Origin of the sequence: Actinoplanes sp. M2I2, assembly GCF_023544445.1 — a bacterium.
In the GTDB taxonomy this organism is placed as follows: Bacteria; Actinomycetota; Actinomycetes; order Mycobacteriales; family Micromonosporaceae; genus Actinoplanes.
Genome location: NZ_JALPVJ010000001.1, coordinates 518,168 through 538,457, shown reverse-complemented (window position 1 = coordinate 538,457; position 20,290 = coordinate 518,168). Strand labels below are relative to the sequence as shown.

Sequence of the window (20,290 nt, the reverse complement as noted above, 5' to 3'; positions counted from 1 at the left end):
GCGGGATCGACTTCGTCACGGGCCCATGGTCGCGTTCCCGGCACACCACCGCGACCGATTTATCGCGCCGCCCGCGCAAGCTCCAGCGACCGACCGCCGGCGCCGTCTTGGTGCCGTCGGGCGTCACACCGGAGCAGCTCGCTCGGTAGGGTCGGATCATGAGTGTGGTTGCCGAACTTCTCCTCGTCCGGCACGGGCAGAGCCTGGCCAACGTCGCCTTTCCCGCCGCCGATGCCGGAGGGCTGCTCGAGGCCGAGGTCAGCGGGCGTGATGCCGAGGTGCCGCTGACCGAGTACGGCCAGGAACAGGCCGCGGCGCTCGGCGAGTGGATCGGGGAGCTGCCCGAGGACGAGCGGCCCCAGGTCGCCATCACCTCGCCCTATCTGCGGGCCCGGGAGACGTGGCGGATCGCGGCGGAGAAGTCCGGCGTCGAGCTGCCCGCGCCGACCACTGACGACCGCCTCGTCGATCGGCTGCTCGGCTACCTCGAGATGCTGACCCGGGCCGCCGTGGCCCAGCGCTTCCCGGACGAGGCCCAGCGGCGCGCCGACGCCGGCGAGCATCACTACGCTCCGCCGGGCGGCGAGTCCTTCGCGGACATCGAGGTGCGACTGGGCGCCTTCCTCGACGACCTCAACCGCGACCACGCCGGCGAACGGGTCATCGTGGTCGCCCACGACGCGGTGGTGCTCATGATGCGCGCCGTCATCGAGCAACTGACCTGGGACCAGGTGCTGGAGGCCGAGCGTTCCGCCGGCAGCGTCCGCAACGCGTCGCTGAGCCGCTTCGTCGCTGTCGACGGACGGCTCGAGCTCGCCTACTACAACGCGGTCGACCACCTGCCGCCCGCGTAGCCCACGACCAGCGCACACACGTGACCGAGGCGGAACCCGCCTGATGGTCACGCCGACGATTTGCGTCAACGTCCGACCGACGGACCGAATCCGACGTTCCCGACGACTCGGCACGGCTGGCGGTAGCCCCGCGTCGGCCGGCGAGCGCCGCGAGGCGGGCCGGTCGCGCAAGACTGAACAGTCAGCCCGCGAGCCAAGTCAACCGCGCAAGACAGACCGGCCCGCGCGAGTCAGACCGGCCGCGCAAGACAAAGCCGGCCGCGCGAAACAGGCCGAAGCACGAGGCAGGCCCGGCCGCGTTCAGTCGGGGTTCGACCAAGAGCGCAGCTGCGTCAGCACCTCCCGGTCGCCCTCGATCCGTAGGTTGTGGAACGGCACCCGGCCGTAGAGCGCCAGCACCAGATCACCGGCCGGCCCGCGCACGGTGACCACCGGGTCGCCGCCGGCCGCGGGATCGAGCCGGCCGCCCGACGGTGACAGATCGAGAGTGTGAGTCGGGCCGTCGACGGCGGCGAAGGCGATCCGGGCCGGGCGGTGCGGCCACGCGCCCAGCGAGCCGACCCCGACCTGAAGGAACTCGGCCACTCCGTCGACCGCGACAACGCCGGGCAGCGGCTCGGCCCGGCCCACCGCCTCCTGCGCGTCGCGGGCGTGGACGGCCGCCTCCTGCACCTGGTGGCGGGCGATCGCACCGACGGTCAGGGGTGCGGAGGAAGCGCCCCACCAGGCCCACGCCGGGGCGTCGGCGGACGAGCTGTGAAGCGCCTTGAGCAGCAGGTCGGTCGACTCGGCCGACCACTGCAGCAGGTCACCGCGCGGCTCGCGGTCGCCCAGCGCGGCGGCCGGCGGCGGGCCGGTCGGGTCGCCCTCGGTCACCACCACGGCCCAGAAACGCTGGACCGCGCCCAGGTGAGCCACGAGATCGCCGAGATCCCAGTCGGGGCAGCCGGGCACCCGGGCGCCGGGAACAGCAGCGGCGGCGACTGCGTCACGCAGCGCCGCCGACCGCTCGTCGATCAGGGTGATGAGGGCGGGAAGTTCCATGCCCTTTTTGTAGCAGGGGGGTCCGACAGAACTCAGACGTTGAAGCCGAGCGCCCGCAGCTGCTCGCGGCCGTCGTCGGTGATCTTGTCGGGGCCCCACGGCGGCAGCCACACCCAGTTGATGCGGAAGTCCTTGACCAGGCCGCCGCCGGGGCCGGTGGTCAGCGCCGTCCGCGTCTGGTCCTCGATGACGTCGGTCAGCGGGCAGGCCGCCGAGGTGAGCGTCATGTCGAGGGTGGCGATGTTGTCGTCGTCGACGTACGCGTCGTACACGAGGCCGAGGTCGACGACGTTGATCCCGAGCTCGGGGTCGACGACGTCCTTCATCGCCTCTTCGACGTCCGCGATGGAAGCCTTGGAGACCTCCGCCGGGGCGACCGCGGTGGCGCCGTCCTCGGGAGCGGTAACGGGAGTGTCAGTCATGCCTTCACCTCTGAAGCCTCTGGAGCGGTTGCGTCTGTCGAGGAAACGTCCACGCCTGCCCGGGCGGCGGCGTCCTTGAACGCCATCCACGGCAGCAGCGCGCATTTGACCCGGGCCGGGAACTTCGCCACCCCGGCGAACGCGATGCCGTCGCCGAGCACGTCCTCGTCGGGCTCGACCTGGCCGCGCCCCTGCATCAGCGCCACGAAAGCCTCGTGGATTCCCGCCGCGTCGGCCGTGGACCGGTTGAGCAGCAGCTCGTACAGCACCGAGGCGGACGCCTGGCTGATCGAGCACCCCAGGCCGTCGTACGAGATGTCGGAGAAGGACGAGCCGGCGGCGGTGACCCGGACGGTGATCTCGTCGCCGCACGTCGGGTTGACGTGGTGGGCCTCGCCGTTGAACGGGTCGCGCAGGCCACGGCCGTGCGGGTGCTTGTAGTGGTCCAGGATGATCTCCTGGTACAGCCCGTCGAGCATCATCAGCCGAACACCTTCTTGACCTGGTCGAGGCCGCGGGCAAGATCGTCGATCTCGTCCGTGGTGGTGTAGAGGTAGAACGACGCGCGGGTCATCGCCGGGACGCCGAAACGCACGCAGGTCGGCTTGGCGCAGTGATGCCCGACCCGCACCTCGACCCCGAGCGCGTCGAGGACCTGCCCGACGTCGTGCGGGTGCACCCCGTCCACGCCGAACGACAGCGTGCCGCCACGGCCTTCGGGGGTGGCCGGGCCGAAGAGGCGGACTCCCGGCACGTCCAGCAGGGTCTTGAGGGCGTACGCGGTGATGTCCTGCTCGTGCTGGTGCACCGCCTCCATGCCCAGCCCGGTCAGGTAGTCGACCGCCGCGCCGAGCCCGACCGCCTCGGCGATCGGCGGGGTGCCGGCCTCGAAGCGGGCCGGCGGCGCGGCATAGGTGGTGCCGCCCATCGTCACCGTCTCGATCATCGAGCCACCGGCGAGGAACGGCGGCATCTCGGCGAGCAGGGAGTAACGCCCCCACAGCACGCCGATGCCGGTCGGGCCGAGCATCTTGTGACCGGTGAACGCGATGAAGTCGGCGCCGAGCGTGCGCACGTCGACCGGCAGGTGCGGCACCGACTGCGAGCAGTCGAGCAGCACCAGCGCGCCGACCTCACGGGCCCGCGCGACGATCCGGGAGACGTCGTTGATCGTGCCCAGCACGTTCGACATGTGCACGACCGAGACCAGCTTGGTGCGCTCGTTGACCAGCGTCTCGAGCTGGGACTCGTCGAGCCGGCCGTCGTCGGTCACGCCGAACCAGCGCAGCGTGGCGCCGGTGCGCTCGCAGAGCAACTGCCACGGGACGATGTTCGAGTGATGCTCCATCTCGGAGATCACGATCTCGTCGCCCGGCTGGAGCCGCAGGTGCTGCCCGGCCGAGTGGGCGACCAGGTTGATCGCCTCGGTCGAGTTCTTGGTGAAGACGATCTCGTCCGGGGTGGCGGCGTTGATGAAGGCCGCCACCTTGGCGCGGGCGTCCTCGTACGCCGACGTGGCCTCGGTGCCGAGCGTATGCACCGAGCGGGACACGTTGCCGTTGTGCCGCTCGTTGTGCACCCGCATCGCCTCGATGACCTGCCGAGGCTTCTGCGAGGTGTTGGCGCTGTCCAGATAGACCAGCGGGTGGCCGTTGATCTCCCGCGTGAGGATGGGGAAATCGGCTCGGACCTGGGCCACGTCGAACGTCATGTGCCAGCCCCCGTCAGACCCGCGTGCCCACGTAGCGCTCGTAACCTTCGGCCTCGAGCTGCTCGGCGAGCTCCGGGCCACCCTCCTGCACGATCTTGCCGGCGACGAAGACGTGCACGAAGTCCGGCTTGATGTAGCGCAGGATGCGGGTGTAGTGGGTGATCAGCAGCAGGCCGGTGTCGCCGGTCTCGCGGACGCGGTTGACGCCCTCGCTGACCACGCGCAGCGCGTCGATGTCGAGGCCCGAGTCGGTCTCGTCGAGGATCGCCATCTTCGGCTTGAGCAGCTCGAGCTGCATGATCTCGTGCCGCTTCTTCTCACCGCCGGAGAAGCCCTCGTTCACGTTGCGCTGGGCGAACGCCGGGTCCATCTGGAGCTTCTCCATGGCCCCGCGCAGCTCGCCGGCCCACGTCCGCAGCTTGGGCGCCTCGCCGTCGATCGCGGTCTTCGCCGTACGCAGGAAGTTGGCCACCGAGACGCCGGGGACCTCGACCGGGTACTGCATGGCCAGGAACAGGCCGGCCCGGGCGCGCTCGTCGACGGTCATGTCGAGCACGCTCTCGCCGTCCAGCTTCACGCTGCCGCCGGTGATCTCGTACTTGGGGTGGCCCGCGATGGAGTACGCCAGCGTCGACTTGCCCGAGCCGTTCGGACCCATGATGGCGTGGGTCTCCCCCGACTTCACGGTGAGGTCGACCCCGGCCAGGATCGGCTTCAGGTCGCCCTCGGGCAGCTTGACCGACACCTGCAGGTCGCGGATCTCCAGGGTGCTCACGGGTTTACTCCATTACTCGGGGTCGTCGATACATAGATGTCGCCGTCGCGGATCTCGACGGGGTAGGTCGCCACCGCGGTGAACGCGGGCGGGCCGCTCGGCTCACCGGTGCGCAGGTCGAACCGGGAGCCGTGCAGCCAGCACTCGAGCATGCAGCCCTCGACCTCACCCTCGGAGAGGGGGACCGTGGCGTGCGAGCACTCGTCGCGTACGGCATAGAAGTTGTCGTCGTCGGCGTGCACCACCGCGACGTCCACACCGTCGACCTCGACCGAGATCGCGGCGCCCTTGGCGACGTCGGCTGCCGAGCCGACCAGCTCGAAGCTCACGCGCCGCTCTCCGCCAGCCTCGCCTCGATCGCGTCGCCGAGCCGCTCGCGCAGCTCCTCGACCGGGATCTTGTTGAGCAGCTCGGCGAAGAAGCCGCGCACCACCAGCTTGCGGGCCTCGCCCTCGGGGATGCCGCGCGCCATCAGGTAGAACAGCTGCTCCTCGTCGAAGCGGCCGGTCGCGCTGGCGTGCCCGGCCCCGACGATCTCACCGGTCTCGATCTCGAGGTTGGGCACCGAGTCGGCCCGGGCCCCGTCGGTCAGGATCAGGTTGCGGTTGATCTCGTACGTGTCCGTGCCGGTCGCCGTGGCGCGGATCAGCACGTCGCCGACCCAGACGGTGTGCGCCGACGCGCCCTGGAGCGCGCCGCGGTAGCCGACGTAGCTGCGGCAGTCCGGCACCGAGTGGTCGACCAGCTGGCGGTGCTCGAAGTGCTGGCCGGCGTCGGCGAAGTAGAGACCCCACAGCTCGGCGTCGCCGCCCCGCCCGGTGTACTCGACGCTGGTGAACTGGCGGACCAGGTCGCCGCCGAGCGCCACCTGCACGTGCACGGCCCGGGCGTCCTTGCCGACCCGCAGCTTGACGTGCTGGGCCTGCACGGCGCCGGCGTCCCAGCCGGCGACCGTCACGAAGGTCAGCTGGGCGCTGTCGCCCACCACGACCTCGATGTTGTCGGCCAGTGTGGTCGTGCCGGTCTGCTCGAGGACGAGGGTGACCTTGGCGAACGCGCCCACCTTGACGAAGGTGCGCGCGGCCGCCGCGTCGCCGCCCTTGCCGACCACGCGGATCACCACGGCCTGCTCGGGCTCGGTCTCGGGCGCGACCTCGATCAGGGTCACGCCCGCGGCCGCGCCGAAGGCCAGCGCACTGACCCGGTCGAACGGCGTGAGCACCGGGTCGACCTGGTCGACGCTCCGCACGCTCACGCCGGCCGGCAGGTCACCGGTCTCGAACTGCGGTGCGGTGCCGGTCAGCGACGTGGCCGTGACCAGCTCGCGCAGCCGCTTGAGCGGGGTGAATCGCCACTCCTCCTCCAGGCCGTTGAGGGCCGGGAACTCGGTGACGTCGAAGGAGCTCAGCACCTGCGACTTGGTGCTGGGCGGGGCGATCGTGGTCTCGGTAGTCATCTCGTCCTTATGGCTTGCAGCTTGACCATCGGGCGCGGCGGTGGGATTAGCCCACAGCCCCTTCCATCTGGAGCTCGATCAGGCGGTTCAGCTCGAGCGCGTACTCCATCGGGAGTTCCTTGGCGATCGGCTCGATGAAGCCGCGCACGATCATCGCCATCGCCTCGTCCTCGGTGAGACCGCGGCTCATCAGGTAGAAGAGCTGGTCCTCGCTGACCTTGGAGACGGTCGCCTCGTGCCCCATCGACACGTCGTCCTCGCGGATGTCGACGTACGGGTACGTGTCCGACCGGGAGATGGTGTCGACCAGCAGCGCGTCGCACTTGACCGTGCTCTTGGAGGACGACGAGCCCTCCAGCACCTGCACGAGACCGCGGTACGACGTACGGCCGCCGCCCCGGGCGATCGACTTCGAGATGATCGTCGAGGAGGTGTGCGGCGCGGCGTGCACCATCTTGGCGCCCGAGTCCTGGTGCTGACCCTCGCCGGCCATGGCGATCGAGAGGACCTCGCCCTTGGCGTGCGCGCCGGTCATGTAGACGGCCGGGTACTTCATCGTCACCTTGGAGCCGATGTTGCCGTCGACCCACTCCATGGTCGCGCCCTCTTCACAGGTGGCGCGCTTGGTGACCAGGTTGTAGACGTTGTTCGACCAGTTCTGGATGGTCGTGTAGCGCACCCGGGCGTTCTTCTTGACGACGATCTCGACGACCGCGGAGTGCAGCGAGTCCGACGAGTAGATCGGCGCCGTGCAGCCCTCGACGTAGTGGATGTAGCTGCCCTCGTCGGCGATGATCAGCGTCCGCTCGAACTGGCCCATGTTCTCGGTGTTGATCCGGAAGTAGGCCTGCAGCGGGATGTCGACGTGCACACCCTTCGGCACGTAGATGAAGGAGCCACCCGACCACACCGACGTGTTCAGCGCGGCGAACTTGTTGTCGCCGACCGGGATCACGGTGCCGAAGTACTCCTTGAAGATGTCCTCGTGCTCGCGCAGAGCCGTGTCGGTGTCGAGGAAGAGGACGCCCTGCTCCTCGAGGTCCTCACGGATCTTGTGGTAGACGACCTCGGACTCGTACTGCGCCGCGACGCCCGACACGAGGCGCTGCTTCTCGGCCTCGGGGATGCCCAGCTTGTCGTACGTGGCCTTGATGTCGGCCGGCAGGTCGTCCCAGGTGGCCGCCTGCTTCTCGGTCGAGCGCACGAAGTACTTGATGTTCTGGAAGTCGATGCCGGTGAGGTCGGCGCCCCAGTTGGGCATGGGCTTGCGGTCGAACAGGCGCAGACCCTTGAGCCGCAGGTCGAGCATCCACTGCGGTTCGTTCTTGAGCGCGGAGATGTTGCGCACCACGGCCTCGGACAGCCCACGCTGGGCGGTCGAGCCCGCCACGTCGGCGTCGGCCCACCCGTATTCGTACCGGCCCAGGGCGGCGAGGTGCTCTTCCTGGCTGACGATCTGGTCGGTCATGTATCTGTCCTAACCGTGGTTGCTGGAGTTACTCCTCGCGCCGGGGCTGGGATGTGCGTGGTGCACACCCGGTCGCCATGCGCGATCGTGGCGAGACGCTGCACGTGGGTGCCGATGAGCCGCGAGATGACCGCGGTCTCGGCGTCGCACAGCTGAGGGAACTCGGCGGCCACGTGCGCCACCGGGCAGGAGTGCTGGCACAGCTGGCCGCCGGACGCGATCACGGTCGCGTTGGCAGCGTAGCCCTCGGCGGTCAATGCCTCGGCGAGCGCCTCGGCCCGGGCGATCGGGTCGTCGCCGGCCTCGAGCAGCGCGGCCCGGCACCGCTCCTCCAGACCGGCGACCTGCGCCGACGCGAAGGCGGTGACGGCCTCGGGCCCGTGGTTCTGCTCGATCCAGCGAAGCGCGGCCGTCGCTATACCGTCGTAGAAGTGCGGGTTGAGATTCTCGCGGGCGGCCGCGGTGAGGGCGAACGCCTTCGCCGGGCGCCCCCGGCCGCGCGGACCGGCGTTGCGGACCTCGCGGGTCTCGACGAGCTGATCGGCCAGCATCGCGTCGAGGTGCTTGCGGATGGCCGCCGGGCTCAGCCCGAGCAGGGCGCCGAGCTCGGCCGCGGTGGCCGACCCACGCTCCAGCAGGAGCTGGGCGACCCGGTCACGGGTGCGACCGTCCGAAGCGCTGGCCGACGCCACCGCCCCGATCGGGATCAACACCTCGTTTTTCACTACTCCAACGTTACGTATTTCCGCGGAGCCCTGCAAACCGACTCCCCGGTGATCCACGCCACCGACGCCTCCGGGCCCTGCCAATCAAGATCAAATCCCTGCGTACGATGCCAGAGGTGAGATTCCTGCCGCTGCGCCCCCTGGCCCTGGCGTCGCTGGTCGCGAACGTCGCGCTGGTCGTCACCGGCGCCGCGGTCCGGCTGACCGGGTCGGGCCTCGGCTGCCCCACCTGGCCGCGGTGCACCGACACCTCGTACACGACGACCGCCGAGATGGGCGTCCACGGCGTCATCGAGTTCGGCAACCGGCTGCTCACCTTCGCGCTCGGCATCATCGCCGTGGCCTGTGTGATCGCCGCCCTGCTGGAAAAGCCACGCCGCCGCTCACGGGTCCTGCTGGCCCTGGCCGTGCTGCTCTACATCCCCCTGCAGGCCGTGGTCGGCGGCATCACGGTGCTCACCGACCTCAACCCCTGGGTCGTGGGCGTCCACTTCCTCATCTCCATCGTGATCATCGCTTTCGCGTACGCCCTGTGGAGGCGAGCCGCCGAGGGCGACGGTCCGCCGGTGCAGCTGGTGCCGCGCCCGCTACGCCACCTCGTCTGGATCCTCTCCACGGTCAGCGCCGCGGTGATCGCCCTGGGCGTGGTGGTGACCGGCAGCGGCCCGCACGCCGGCGACCTGGACGCCAAGCGCAACGGCCTCGACCCGGCCGCGATCTCCCAGGCCCACGCCGACGTGGTGTTCCTGCTGCTCGGCCTCACGCTGGCGCTGGTCTTCGCCCTCCGCGCGGTGAACGCCCCCCGGGCCACGGTCCGGGCCGCGGTGGTGCTGCTGGCCGTCGAGCTGGCGCAGGGCCTGATCGGCTTCGTGCAGTACTTCACCCACCTGCCGGTCCTGCTGGTCGGCGCCCACATGCTCGGCGCCGCCCTGGTCTGGACGTCCACGCTGGCCGTGATCTGGTCCCTGCGCAGCCGCCCCGACGTGCCCGCCGCGGTCGAAGCGCCCGCCGAGCCGTCCCCCACCGTCGCAGCCGAAGAGCCGGTCCCCGCCCCACGCTGACCCGGCACGCAGCCCTCACCGCACTGTCCCGGCACGCAGCCCCACCTCGCTGACCCGGCACGCAGCCCTCACCGCACTGTCCCGGCACGCAGCCCCACCTCGCTGACCCGGCACGCAGCCCTCACCGCACTGTCCCGGCACGCAGCCCCACCTCGCTGGCCCGGCACGCAGCCCTCACCGCGCCGACCGAGCCGCGCAAGCTCGTGGCCCGCCGGGGCACCGGTCAGTTCCGCCCGGTCGGCTCTGGCCGCGGCGACCTGGCGGGCCGGCTTGCCGAGCTGGCCGGTGGCCGACGAAGTTCCCCGACGCTTGCCGCGAATGCCGATCTCCGCAGTTCCGGCTCGCCACTAGATCACCTCGACCGCCTACTCTCCGGACCACCTTCTCCAGCCAGCCTGTTTCTTGCCGGCCATCCCGAAGACCTTGCGTTTCCGACTACGAAAAGCGTCGGCGCCCTCGGCTATGAAACGCACTGAACAGGCCCTATGCGATTCGCCCCTGTGGATAAGCGGCGTGTCGTCCACAGGAAAAACATCGGCCCGGCATTGATCGGCTCACTTCGGCACGCTGTCCCCATGCCGCGAACAAGCCTCATCGCCTTCGAACAGCAAACGGAAACGGCGCTGGCGTCTATCGCCTCCGCGATCTTCCAACGAAATTCTCCCCAGCCGGCTGCGGCAAGCCCGACCGATGTCAGTCGAGCCGACACCAATCGAGCTGGTCCGAACAGAGCCTGTGCCAGCCGAGCCGCTCCCAGCCGAGCCGCTCCCAGCCGAGCTGGCCCGAGGCGAGCCGGTCCCAGCCGAGCTGGTCCTAGGCGAGCCGCAACCAGCGGAGCCGGTCCCGGCCGGGCCTGCGCCAGTCGAGCCGGTCCTAGCCGAGCTGTAACCAGCGGAGCCAGTCCCCCGAGCCTGCGCCAGTCGAGCCTCGGCGAGTGGCCACCGCGACCCTCCTGAGCGGCCACCACTTAGTTGGCAAAGCCGCGCCCAGCTGGGGCGCCGAGGACTGCGCTCCGCGAAGCGGAAGCCTGCCCCGACGCGTCGCACCGCGCCGCGAGTATCCCGCCGACACTGCGGCTTGCCGCAGGGCCGGCGCGTTGGCCGCGCCGGCCTGATCCGGCCGGCCCTCAGACCCGGCAGGGCTGTCGGTCCGTTACTCGTCAGGCGGACCGGCATCCCGCGAGCCCTGCCGAAGGGGTGGCGTCCGTTTCCAGCCGTCGACATCGGATTCCCCACCGAGACGGCTCCTCGGACGCCACCCAGTCAACCGGCGCCGCATGCCAGGTGCCGGACCGGCGCGGCCGAGTCGTCCGGCCGCGCCGCCCACCGGCATGCCGCCGGCATCCCGATAACCACGCCATACGAGAGGAGGTGGGCCTATACGGAGGCTTTCGTCGGCGCGGGCGGTCGTTCCCGGTGTCTCTGCGCGACCGCCACGCCAAACCACCAGGGCACGGGTGGTGGCCCCCCTCTCCGGCCACCACCCGCCGTCCAGGCGTTCTCAAGCCGGGCCAACCCACCGCAGAACACCTGCTGGGCTCAGGCCAGACCGGACAAGCGACGGGATTTACCCACAGGCGATCCTCCGCCCCACGCAGCAACCGCCTCACGCAGCCAAACGCTCAACGCAGCCAAACGCTCAACGCGGCCGAACACCCAACACGGCCGAACATCGAACGCAGCCAAACGCCGGACGCGAGCAAGCGCCGGAAGCGGGCTCCGACGCGAGTAAGCGCCGGAAGCGGGCTCCGACGCGAGTAAGCGCCGGACGCGGGCTCCGACGCCGGCGGGTAACCGGACGCGCGCTGCGACGCCGGCGGGCAACCGGACGCGGCGGATGGTCAGAGCCGGCCGATGATGGCCTCGGCCAGGCGGGTGGTGGCGGCGTCGCCGCCTTCGGTGAGGAAGAGCGAGGGCTCGGCCAGTTCGAGCTCGACCAGCAGCGGGGTGCCGTCGGGGCCGGGGATCAGGTCGACGCGGGCGTAGAGCAGGCGCTTCGTGCCGCCGGGGATGACCTCGAGGACCCGCTCGGCGGTGCGGCGCTCGGCCTCGGTCGCGGTGCGGGGGTCGATCTGTTCGCTGCCCGGGTCGATCAGGCCCTCGTCCGGGCCGGTGAGCATCGCGCCCTTGCGGATCGCGTGGCTGTAGCCGAGGTCGCCGGAGGAGTCGGGCAGGAAGATCAGCGCGGTCTCGCCCAGTTCGTCCACGGCCGCGAGGTAGGGCTGGATCATCGCCGTCCGGCCCTCGGCGGTCAGGCGGGCCACGTGGGCCTCGGCCAGGTCGCTCTGGGCGGGCAGCACGTAGCGGCCGGTGTCCTGGCTGCCGGCGCTGACCGACGGCTTCACCACCCACTCGCCCGTCGTCGGCGGAGTCCACGTCTGGCCGGGGGCCACGAACTCGGTGGGCGTGACCGGCAGCCCGGCCTCGGCCAGCTCGGCGAGGTAGCGCTTGTCCGTGTTCCACTCCAGCACGTCGGCCGGGTTGAGCAGGCGGGGCACGCTGTGGGCCCAAGCCAGGAACTGTGGCCGGCGGGGAACGTAGTCCCACGGTGAGCGGATCACCGCGAGGTCGTACGACGCCCAGTCCGCTGCGGCGTCGTCCCAGCTGACCGCGTCGACGTCGACACCGCGGGAGCGCAGGGCATCTCGCAGCTCGACGTCGTCCTCCCACAGGTCGGGGAAGAGGTCACACGTGACGAGAGCGACCCGGGATCGCTCCCGGGCCGCTTGAGGAGAGGACATCTCGGTCAAATCAGCGGGCCATGCTCCGGCGGGACATCGAGCGCCACAGGTCGTTGCTGGGGCGCATCTGCTCCATGAGCTCGCGCTCCCACTCGTTCTCCACCTCGACGCCGGCGCTCTCGCAAGCCTTGCGGGCGGTGCTGGTGTCGTCGGCGAACTGGTCGGACCATTCGCCGTCCTCGCCCACGAGGACGATGCGGGCACCACGCTTGCCGACGTACTCGATGACCGCCTTGGCACCACCGTGGCCGGCGGCGAAGGACTTGATCCCCGCGGTCAGTGTCGTATCGGAACCTTGAGCCATGACGGAAGAGTAAGCAGCCCCAAGGCGCAGGCAAGTATCTTCTGCTGCCTTTTGTGAGAGGAATTACCTGCGGGTTTACGCTATGGACACGTCGGTATAACGCGCTTTTGACCGAATTGTCGCATACACAGGTTTCCATCGAAGGAGTGACGCACCGTGACGAAAAATAGGGCGGATTCGGGCACGTTGTGCGACACCCGTAACCCTCGGCCCAACACTCGCCTCATCTGCAACGCCCGTGGAGGACGAGCTTTTCAGCAGCGCTGGACGCGAGCACCACTCTGATACATCGGTGACCATGCCCGCTCGGGTTCCGGCGCAAACCGCGGCCGAGATAGCCGCTCGACCGATCAGCGTCGCGGTACGGCGTACAGGCAGCCGCCCGGCCGCCAAGCCGGCCCTTCTACGGCAGCGCGCCGTCCCACCGGACCCGGGCCCGCAGCGCGCCGTCCCACCGGACCCGGGCCCGCAGCGCCCCGACGCGAAGCCGGATACGGCAGCGCGCCCGTCCCGCCAGTGGCGGAAGCGGGCGCGCGACAGACGAGCGCGGGAGCGGACGACTCAGACGAGCGCGTCCACCGCCACGGCGATGAACAGGATCGTCAAGTAGGTGATGGACCAGTGGAACAGCCGCATCGGCTTGAGCGGCTCCCCCGCCCGCGAACGCTTGACCAGCAGCAGGGCCTCGGTCAGGAAGGCGATCCCGGTGACGATCGCCGCGACGCCGTAGATCGGGCCCAGCCCCAACGGCCACGCCACCAGCGAGGCAGCCACGGTCAGCACCGTGTAGAGGACGATTTCGCCGTTGACTCGCGCGGCCGAGCGCACGACCGGCAGCATCGGGACGCCGGCGCGGGCGTAGTCGTCCTTGTACTTGATGGCGAGCGCATAGAAGTGCGGCATCTGCCAAAAGAAGACAACCGCAAAAAGCGCCCATCCCAGCGGGGCCACGCTGCCCGTGACGGCGGCCCAGCCGATGATCACGGGGGCCGAGCCGCAGATGCCGCCCCAGAACGTGTTCGCCGGGGTGCGCCGCTTGAGCCAGAGCGTGTAGACGACGTCGTAGTAGAAGATCGCCGCGGCGGTCAGCGCGGTCGCCAGCCAGTTGGTGAAAACGGCCATCAGCGCGACGGAGATCACGGCGAGCGTCAAACCGAAGATCAACACGCTTCGGGGGGTGACCGTGTTGGCCGGCAGCGGGCGTCGCTTGGTCCGCCGCATGACCTGGTCGATGTCGCGGTCGATATAGCAGTTGAGGGCGCTGGCCGCGCCGCCCGCCATCGCCCCGCCGATCAGCACCACGGCAAGAGTGCGCAGGTCAGGCCACCCGCCGGCGGCGACCATCATGGCCGGGACCGTGGTCACCAGCAGCAACTCGACGATCTGCGGCTTGGTCAGCGCCAGATAGGCGCGGAACAGCGCTACGGGATCGCGACGTGTCTCGGAGCGCACCGCTGCCGCGGCGTTCTCCGGACCGCCGGGCGGCCGTCCTGGGACGGGACGCTCGGTGATCATGCTCACGGACTGCCACCTTCCGGCTTCGGCACTAGCCAATTCACGACCGTTACCGGCGCCAGCCGGCGGCACGCTGGATCAGCCTACGCTCAGCCATCTGCGCTGCTCTGGCGACCCTTGGCAGGTGCACGGCGTCACACGTCGGCGTGTCCGCTCTCAGCGTATGGGCCTGAGGCGTTCCCCGGGCGCGGGTTTAGCCCAAGTGGATAGGGTCAAGCTCAAAAGGGTTCCCAAAAAAACATGCCCGAGGAGCACAACCGACGTGGCTGCCACAGATCCTGCTCTCAATTGGTCCGACCTAGACCGCCAAGCGGTGGACACTGTCCGGGTACTGGCCATGGATGCGGTCGAGAAATCCGGTAACGGCCATCCCGGCACCGCGATGAGCCTCGCGCCCGCCGCCTACCTGCTGTTCAACCGGGTCATGCGGCATGACCCGACCGATCCCCTGTGGGCCGGCCGGGACCGGTTCGTGCTCTCCTGTGGGCACTCCAGCCTCACGCTCTACATTCAGCTGTATCTCAACGGCTTCGGTCTGCAGCTCGACGACCTGGCCTCCCTGCGGCAGTGGGAGTCGCTGACCCCGGGTCACCCGGAGTACGGCCACACCCCCGGCGTCGAGGTCACCACCGGCCCGCTCGGCCAGGGTGTCGGCAACGCGGTGGGCATGGCCATGGCCGCCCGGCGCGAGCGCGGTCTGTTCGACCCCGAGCCTGCCACCGGTGACTCTCTGTTCGACCACAACGTCTACGTGCTGTGCTCGGACGGCGACATCGAAGAGGGCGTCAGCCACGAGTCGAGCGCCATCGCCGGCGTGCAGAAGCTCGGCAACCTCACGGTGATCTACGACGACAACGAGATCTCCATCGAGGACGACACCCGCATCGCCAAGAACGAGGACGTCGGCGCGCGCTACGCCGCGTACGGCTGGCACGTCCAGCACGTCGACTGGCGCAAGGGCGACCCGTCCAAGGGCAGCGAGTACCACGAGGACGTCGAGGCGCTGCACGCGGCGATCGTGGCGGCCAACAAGGTCACCGACAAGCCGTCGTTCATCGTGCTGAAGACGATCATCGGCTGGCCCGCGCCCAACAAGCAGAACACCGGCAAGATCCACGGCTCGGCGCTCGGCGCCGACGAGGTCGCCGCGACCAAGGAGATCCTCGGCTTCGACCCGCAGAAGTCGTTCGCGGTCGCCGACGATGTCCTCGCGCACACCCGTGGGGTGGTCGAGCGGGGCAAGGCGGCGCACGCCGAGTGGGACGCCAAGTTCGAGACCTGGGCCAAGGCCAACCCGGAGCGCAAGGCGCTGTTCGACCGGCTGTCGGCGCACAAGCTGCCCGAGGGCTGGGAGAAGTCGATCCCCGAGTTCCCGGCCGACGAGAAGGGCCTGGCCACCCGGGCCGCGTCCGGCAAGATCCTCGAGGCGCTGGCCCCGACGCTGCCGGAGCTGTGGGGCGGCTCGGCCGACCTCGCCGAGAGCAACAACACCACGATGAAGGGCGAGCCGTCCTTCATCCCGGCCGAGTACGCGACCAAGGCCTTCCCCGGCAACGAGTACGGCCGCACGCTGCACTTCGGCATCCGCGAGCACGGCATGGGCTCGGTGCTCAACGGCATCACCGCCCACGGGCGCACCCGCCCGTACGGTGGCACCTTCCTGGTCTTCAGCGACTACATGCGAGGCGCCGTACGCCTCTCCGCGCTCATGAAGCTGCCGGTCATCTACGTGTGGACGCACGACTCGATCGGCCTGGGCGAGGACGGCCCGACCCACCAGCCGATCGAGACGCTGTCCGCACTGCGCGCCATCGTCGGCCTCGACGTCGTGCGCCCGGCCGACGCCAACGAGACGGCGTGGGCCTGGCGTGGCGCCCTCGAGCACGGCGACCGCCCGACCGGTCTGGCGCTGTCCCGGCAGAACCTGCCGACGATCGACCGCAGCAAGTACGCGTCGGCCGAGGGCACGCTCAAGGGCGGCTACATCCTGTCCGAGGCGTCCGGCGTCGAGCCCAAGGTGATCCTCATCGGCACCGGCTCCGAGGTGTCCGTCTGCCTGGCCGCCCAGGAGCGGCTGGAGGCCGAGGGCACCCCGACCCGGGTGGTCTCGATGCCGTGCCTCGAGTGGTTCTACGAGCAGGACACCGCTTACCAGCAGCAGGTGCTGCCGCGTGGCGTCAAGGCCCGGGTGACGGTGGAAGCCGGCATCCGGCAGAGCTGGGACCGGATCCTGGGTGAGGCGGGCGAGCCCGTGAGCATCGAGCACTACGGCTCGAGCGCCCCCGCCAAGATCCTCTTCGAGCAGTTCGGGTTCACCGCGGACAACGTGGTGGCCAAGGCCAACGCCGCCCTGGCCAAGGTCGGCGAGATCACCGGTCACACGACCGGTAACTGAGGGAGTACGTGATGACCGACAGGCTTGCAGAGCTGTCCGCCGCTGGTGTGGCGGTCTGGCTCGACGATCTCTCCCGCCCCCGCCTGACCACCGGCGGGCTCAAGAAGCTGATGGACGAGCAGCACGTGGTCGGCGTGACGACCAACCCGAGCATCTTCCAGAAGGCGCTGTCCGACGCCGACGCCTACGACGAGCAGCTCAAGGACCTCGCCGCTCAGGGCGTCACGGTCGAGGAAGCGGTCCGGCTGATGACCGGCCGCGACGTACGCGACGCCTGTGACGTCGAGCGCCCGGCCTACGACGCCTCCAACGGTGTCGACGGCCGCGTGTCCATCGAGGTCGACCCGCGCAAGGCGCACCAGACCGAGAGCACCGTGGCCGAGGCCAAGACGCTCTGGTGGCTGGTCGACCGGGAGAACCTGTACATCAAGATCCCGGCGACCATGGCCGGTCTCCCGGCGATCACCCAGGTCCTGGCCCGGGGAATCAGCGTCAACGTGACCCTGATCTTCTCGAACGAGCGTTACCGCCAGGTCATGGACGCCTTCCTCGACGGCATCGAGCAGGCCAAGGCCAACGGCCACGACCTGTCCAAGATCGGCTCGGTGGCCTCGTTCTTCGTCTCCCGCGTGGACTCGGAGATCGACAAGCGCCTCGACAAGATCGGCAGCGACGAGGCCAAGGCGCTCAAGGGCAAGGCGGCCATCGCCAACGCCCAGCTGGCCTACGAGGCGTACCAGGAGGTCTTCGGGACCGACCGGTGGAAGGCGCTGGAGTCCGCCGGGGCCCAGCCGCAGCGTCCGCTGTGGGCGTCCACCTCCACCAAGAACCCGGAGTACAAGGACACCATCTACGTCGAGGAGCTGGTGGCTCCGGGCACGGTCAACACCATGCCCGAGTCCGTGATCCACGCGTTCGCCGACCACGGCGAGACCCGCCCCGACGCGGTGACCGGCTCGTACGACTCGGCCCGCAAGGTCTTCGCCGACCTCGAGCGGGTCGGTGTCGACCTGCCCGACGTCTTCAAGGTCCTCGAGGACGAGGGCGTCGACAAGTTCGAGGCCAGCTGGAAAGAGCTGCTCGAGGGCGTCGACAAGTCGCTCAAGGCGGCGGCCAAGGGCTCGGACAGCCCGAGCGACGCGGCCTGACGAACGCAGTGAGGGGACTCGTCTGACACGGGTCCCCTCCTCTGTCCCTGCTTAGACACTTGCATGACACCGAAAACTGGCAGGATGGATCACGTGGGCAATCCGCTGCGTACCGCACAGGACCGCAGGCTTCCCCGGATTCCGGAGCCGTGTGCTCTGGTGATCTTCGGAGTCACCGGTGACCTGTCCCGAAAGAAGCTCATCCCGGCCGTCTACGACCTGGCCAACCGCGGTCTGCTGCCGCCCGGTTTCGTGGTGCTGGGCTTCGCCCGCCGCGACTGGGGTGACGGCGACTTCGAATCGCTGGCCTACGAGTCGGCGAAGAAGGGCGCCCGGACCCCGTGGCGCGAGGACGTCTGGCAGCGGCTCGCCAGCCAGTTCCAGTTCGTGCCCGGCTCGTTCGACGACGACGCCGCGTTCGACAGCCTGGCCGAGACCCTCGACGACCTGCGCGAGCGCAACGGCATCCCGGGCAACGCCGCGTTCTACTTCTCCATCCCGCCGGCCGCGTTCCCGCTGGTGCTCAACCAGCTCGCCCGCACCGGGATGGCCGACAACGCCAAGTCCGGTGGCTGGCGCCGGGTCGTGGTCGAGAAGCCGTTCGGCAACGACCTGCAGACCGCGATCGCGCTGAACCAGCTGGTCGACGAGGTCTTCACGCCGGTCGACGTCTATCGGATCGACCACTACCTGGGCAAGGAGACGGTCCAGAACATCCTGGCCCTGCGCTTCGCGAACAGTCTGTTCGAGCCCGTGTGGAACTCCAAGTACGTCGACTCGGTGCAGATCACCATGGCCGAGGACGTCGGCATCGGCACCCGCGCCGCGTTCTACGACGCGTCCGGCGCCGCCCGCGACGTGCTGCAGAACCACCTGCTCCAGCTGCTGGCCCTGGTGGCCATGGAGGAGCCGACGAGCTTCGACCACGACGACGTCCGCGCCGAGAAGCTCAAGGTGCTCAAGGCGATCGCCATCCCGAAGGACATCGCCCAGGGCACGGTCCGCGGTCAGTACCTGCCGGGCTGGGTCGCCGGCGAGCGCGCGGTCGGTTACCTCGAGGAGAAGAACATCCCGGCGGACTCCACGACGGAGACGTACGCCGCGGTGCGCCTCGGCATCCAGAACAGGCGCTGGGCCGAGGTCCCCTTCTACGTCCGCGTCGGCAAGCGGATGCCGCGCCGGGTGACCGAGATCGCGATCCTGTTCAAGCGTGCGCCGCACCTGCCGTTCGACCCGGCCGACGTCGAGATGCTGGGCAACAACCAGCTGGTCATCCGCGTGCAGCCCGACGAGGGCGTGGTGCTGAAGTTCGGCTCCAAGGTGCCGGGCACCACGATGGAGGTCCGCGACATCGCGATGGACTTCCAGTACGGCGAGGCATTCACCGAGTCCAGCCCCGAGGCGTACGAGCGTCTGGTGCTGGACGTGCTGGTCGGCGATCGGACCCTGTTCCCGGACGCCGCCGAGATCGAGCAGAGCTGGCAGGTCATCGACCCGCTGGAGGACGCGTGGGCGGGCACCAAGCCCGAGCCCTACCGGGCCGGCGAGTGGGGCCCCCGCGCTGCGGACGAACTGCTGGCCCGCGAGGGTCGCGCCTGGAGGCGAGCATGATCGGGTTGTGGGACACCACCGGCAACGAGGTGGTCAAGGCGCTCGCCGCCGAGCGGCGCAGCGCCGGCGGTGTGGCCTCCGGCCTCGCCCTGACGCTGGTGGCTGTCGTCGAGGAGAAGAAGGTCCGCGAGGCCGAGGCCGCGGCCACCATCGCGGCCGCCGCGCACCCCTGCCGGCTGCTCATCGTGGTGCGCTCCGATCTGGAGGGCCGCAGCCGCCTGGACGCCGAGATCGTCGTCGGCGGTCGTCTCGGCCCGGCCGAGGCGGTCGTCATGCGCATGTACGGTCGGCTCGCGCTGCACGCCGAGTCGGTGGTCATGCCGCTGCTCGCTCCGGACGTCCCGGTCGTCAGCTGGTGGCACCAGGAGCCACCGGACATGATCGCGAACGACTTCCTCGGGGTGGTCGCCGACCGCCGCATCACCGACTGCGCGCAGGCGCCCGACCCGGTGGCCGCGCTGCGCCAGCGGGCGATCGACTACGCGCCGGGCGACACCGACCTCACCTGGACCCGCATCACGCTGTGGCGCACCCTGGTGGCCGGCGCGTTCGACACCACCGAGGCCCGGGTGACCGGCGCGACCATCGTGGCCCCGCCCAAGGACCCGACGGCCTGGCTGATGAAGGGCTGGCTGCAGTCCCGGCTGGGCATCGTGCCCGAGCTGCAGGCCTCCGACCGTGCCCCGCGCATGCACTCGGTGATGCTGCAGACCGAGACCGGCGACACGGTGACGGTGACCCGCGAGGAGAACACCGCGCTGTTCAGCCGCACGGGCCAGGAAGACCGTTACATGCCGCTGCCCAAGCGCCCGGTCGGTGACGAGCTGGCCGAGGAGCTGCGGCGGCTGGACGCCGACCAGATCTACGCCGACGCGCTCGGCTCGATGGCCGGCGTCTCCGGGCTCGACCACAAGCCGCCGATGCGCGTCCACGTGTGGAAGGACCCGGCGCTGGCCGCCAAGGCCGGCGACGAGGCCGCGATGGCCGGTCCCGGCGGCACGGCCGCCTGAGTTCCAGGAACGAGTAGTGGGGCCGTCCGCCGTAACCGGTGGACGGCCTCT

The 20,290-nt window shown here is 69.9% G+C and carries 18 protein-coding genes; 6 read left to right on the top strand and 12 right to left on the bottom strand.

What is annotated here, in order from left to right:
• Positions 1–158: 158 nt before the first annotated feature.
• Positions 159–854, top strand: coding sequence for a histidine phosphatase family protein (locus tag HJC40_RS02545; protein WP_249997961.1), 696 nt, complete (start codon positions 159–161; stop codon positions 852–854).
• A gap of 300 nt (positions 855–1,154) precedes the next feature.
• On the opposite strand, the gene HJC40_RS02540 is transcribed toward HJC40_RS02545, so the two are convergent.
• The 9 genes from HJC40_RS02540 to HJC40_RS02500 are packed head-to-tail and all read right to left on the bottom strand — an operon-like array spanning position 1,155 to position 8,455.
• Positions 1,155–1,898 carry a maleylpyruvate isomerase family mycothiol-dependent enzyme gene (locus HJC40_RS02540; protein WP_249997960.1) on the bottom strand — a complete coding sequence of 248 codons (744 nt, stop codon included), beginning with the start codon at positions 1,896–1,898 and terminating at the stop codon, positions 1,155–1,157.
• 32 nt (positions 1,899–1,930) lie between these two features.
• Positions 1,931–2,320: a metal-sulfur cluster assembly factor gene (locus tag HJC40_RS02535; protein ID WP_249997959.1), complete on the bottom strand. Its 390-nt coding sequence runs from the start codon at positions 2,318–2,320 to the stop codon at positions 1,931–1,933.
• Positions 2,317–2,802, bottom strand: a complete 486-nt coding sequence (gene sufU, locus HJC40_RS02530; RefSeq protein ID WP_249997958.1) for a Fe-S cluster assembly sulfur transfer protein SufU — start codon at positions 2,800–2,802, stop codon at positions 2,317–2,319. The genes HJC40_RS02535 and sufU overlap by 4 nt, the downstream gene beginning before the upstream one ends.
• On the bottom strand, positions 2,802–4,031 hold the full coding sequence (locus HJC40_RS02525; RefSeq protein ID WP_249997957.1) for a cysteine desulfurase: 1,230 nt from the start codon (positions 4,029–4,031) through the stop codon (positions 2,802–2,804). The genes sufU and HJC40_RS02525 overlap by 1 nt, the downstream gene beginning before the upstream one ends.
• A gap of 13 nt (positions 4,032–4,044) precedes the next feature.
• Entirely contained in the window at positions 4,045–4,806 is a 762-nt protein-coding gene (gene sufC / locus HJC40_RS02520) for a Fe-S cluster assembly ATPase SufC (protein WP_249997956.1), read from the bottom strand.
• Entirely contained in the window at positions 4,803–5,135 is a 333-nt protein-coding gene (locus HJC40_RS02515; RefSeq protein ID WP_249997955.1) for a non-heme iron oxygenase ferredoxin subunit, read from the bottom strand. The genes sufC and HJC40_RS02515 overlap by 4 nt, the downstream gene beginning before the upstream one ends.
• Positions 5,132–6,262, bottom strand: coding sequence for a Fe-S cluster assembly protein SufD (gene sufD, locus HJC40_RS02510; protein ID WP_249997954.1), 1,131 nt, complete (start codon positions 6,260–6,262; stop codon positions 5,132–5,134). Before sufD ends, HJC40_RS02515 begins: the two co-directional genes overlap by 4 nt.
• A gap of 46 nt (positions 6,263–6,308) precedes the next feature.
• Positions 6,309–7,730: a Fe-S cluster assembly protein SufB gene (gene sufB / locus HJC40_RS02505; RefSeq protein ID WP_249997953.1), complete on the bottom strand. Its 1,422-nt coding sequence runs from the start codon at positions 7,728–7,730 to the stop codon at positions 6,309–6,311.
• The gene (locus HJC40_RS02500; RefSeq protein WP_249997952.1) at positions 7,727–8,455 is read right to left on the bottom strand and encodes an ArsR family transcriptional regulator; all 729 of its coding nucleotides are present in this window, start codon (positions 8,453–8,455) and stop codon (positions 7,727–7,729) included. Before HJC40_RS02500 ends, sufB begins: the two co-directional genes overlap by 4 nt.
• A 107-nt stretch (positions 8,456–8,562) precedes the next feature.
• Between HJC40_RS02500 and HJC40_RS02495 the strand changes: the two genes are divergently transcribed.
• Positions 8,563–9,516 (top strand): heme A synthase, encoded by a 954-nt coding sequence (locus HJC40_RS02495; RefSeq protein ID WP_249997951.1) that lies wholly within the window; start codon positions 8,563–8,565, stop codon positions 9,514–9,516.
• Between the two features lie 1,840 nt (positions 9,517–11,356).
• Here HJC40_RS02495 and HJC40_RS02490 read toward each other — a convergent pair.
• The 3 genes from HJC40_RS02490 to HJC40_RS02480 form a co-directional block, all read right to left on the bottom strand.
• Positions 11,357–12,256, bottom strand: coding sequence for a RimK family alpha-L-glutamate ligase (locus HJC40_RS02490; RefSeq protein ID WP_249997950.1), 900 nt, complete (start codon positions 12,254–12,256; stop codon positions 11,357–11,359).
• Between the two features lie 10 nt (positions 12,257–12,266).
• On the bottom strand, positions 12,267–12,560 hold the full coding sequence (locus HJC40_RS02485) for a hypothetical protein (protein WP_127501455.1): 294 nt from the start codon (positions 12,558–12,560) through the stop codon (positions 12,267–12,269).
• Between the two features lie 561 nt (positions 12,561–13,121).
• The gene (locus HJC40_RS02480) at positions 13,122–14,075 is read right to left on the bottom strand and encodes a heme o synthase (RefSeq protein WP_249998219.1); all 954 of its coding nucleotides are present in this window, start codon (positions 14,073–14,075) and stop codon (positions 13,122–13,124) included.
• 163 nt (positions 14,076–14,238) lie between these two features.
• On the opposite strand from HJC40_RS02480, the gene tkt reads away from it, so the two are divergent.
• The 4 genes from tkt to HJC40_RS02460 all read left to right on the top strand — a co-directional run bounded on the left by tkt (position 14,239) and on the right by HJC40_RS02460 (position 20,239).
• Positions 14,239–16,470: a transketolase gene (tkt, locus tag HJC40_RS02475; protein WP_374271049.1), complete on the top strand. Its 2,232-nt coding sequence runs from the start codon at positions 14,239–14,241 to the stop codon at positions 16,468–16,470.
• Between the two features lie 11 nt (positions 16,471–16,481).
• Positions 16,482–17,618: a transaldolase gene (tal, locus tag HJC40_RS02470; RefSeq protein WP_249997949.1), complete on the top strand. Its 1,137-nt coding sequence runs from the start codon at positions 16,482–16,484 to the stop codon at positions 17,616–17,618.
• A 93-nt stretch (positions 17,619–17,711) separates the two neighbouring features.
• Positions 17,712–19,229 (top strand): glucose-6-phosphate dehydrogenase, encoded by a 1,518-nt coding sequence (gene zwf / locus HJC40_RS02465; RefSeq protein ID WP_308200824.1) that lies wholly within the window; start codon positions 17,712–17,714, stop codon positions 19,227–19,229.
• Complete coding sequence (locus HJC40_RS02460; RefSeq protein ID WP_249997947.1) at positions 19,226–20,239, top strand: glucose-6-phosphate dehydrogenase assembly protein OpcA; 1,014 nt, start codon at positions 19,226–19,228, stop codon at positions 20,237–20,239. The genes zwf and HJC40_RS02460 overlap by 4 nt, the downstream gene beginning before the upstream one ends.
• Positions 20,240–20,290: the final 51 nt, after the last annotated feature.

Excerpts from the sequence above, each read along its gene's own strand:
- HJC40_RS02545 (WP_249997961.1), top strand. The coding sequence starts at position 159 with ATGAGTGTGGTTGCCGAACTTCTCCTCGTCCGGCACGGGCAGAGCCTG.
- HJC40_RS02540 (WP_249997960.1), bottom strand. The coding sequence starts at position 1,898 with ATGGAACTTCCCGCCCTCATCACCCTGATCGACGAGCGGTCGGCGGCG.
- HJC40_RS02535 (WP_249997959.1), bottom strand. The coding sequence starts at position 2,320 with ATGACTGACACTCCCGTTACCGCTCCCGAGGACGGCGCCACCGCGGTC.
- sufU (WP_249997958.1), bottom strand. The coding sequence starts at position 2,802 with ATGATGCTCGACGGGCTGTACCAGGAGATCATCCTGGACCACTACAAG.
- HJC40_RS02525 (WP_249997957.1), bottom strand. The coding sequence starts at position 4,031 with ATGACGTTCGACGTGGCCCAGGTCCGAGCCGATTTCCCCATCCTCACG.
- sufD (WP_249997954.1), bottom strand. The coding sequence starts at position 6,262 with ATGACTACCGAGACCACGATCGCCCCGCCCAGCACCAAGTCGCAGGTG.
- sufB (WP_249997953.1), bottom strand. The coding sequence starts at position 7,730 with ATGACCGACCAGATCGTCAGCCAGGAAGAGCACCTCGCCGCCCTGGGC.
- HJC40_RS02495 (WP_249997951.1), top strand. The coding sequence starts at position 8,563 with ATGCCAGAGGTGAGATTCCTGCCGCTGCGCCCCCTGGCCCTGGCGTCG.
- HJC40_RS02490 (WP_249997950.1), bottom strand. The coding sequence starts at position 12,256 with ATGTCCTCTCCTCAAGCGGCCCGGGAGCGATCCCGGGTCGCTCTCGTC.
- HJC40_RS02485 (WP_127501455.1), bottom strand. The coding sequence starts at position 12,560 with ATGGCTCAAGGTTCCGATACGACACTGACCGCGGGGATCAAGTCCTTC.
- HJC40_RS02480 (WP_249998219.1), bottom strand. The coding sequence starts at position 14,075 with ATGATCACCGAGCGTCCCGTCCCAGGACGGCCGCCCGGCGGTCCGGAG.
- tkt (WP_374271049.1), top strand. The coding sequence starts at position 14,239 with ATGGGCCTGAGGCGTTCCCCGGGCGCGGGTTTAGCCCAAGTGGATAGG.
- tal (WP_249997949.1), top strand. The coding sequence starts at position 16,482 with ATGACCGACAGGCTTGCAGAGCTGTCCGCCGCTGGTGTGGCGGTCTGG.
- HJC40_RS02460 (WP_249997947.1), top strand. The coding sequence starts at position 19,226 with ATGATCGGGTTGTGGGACACCACCGGCAACGAGGTGGTCAAGGCGCTC.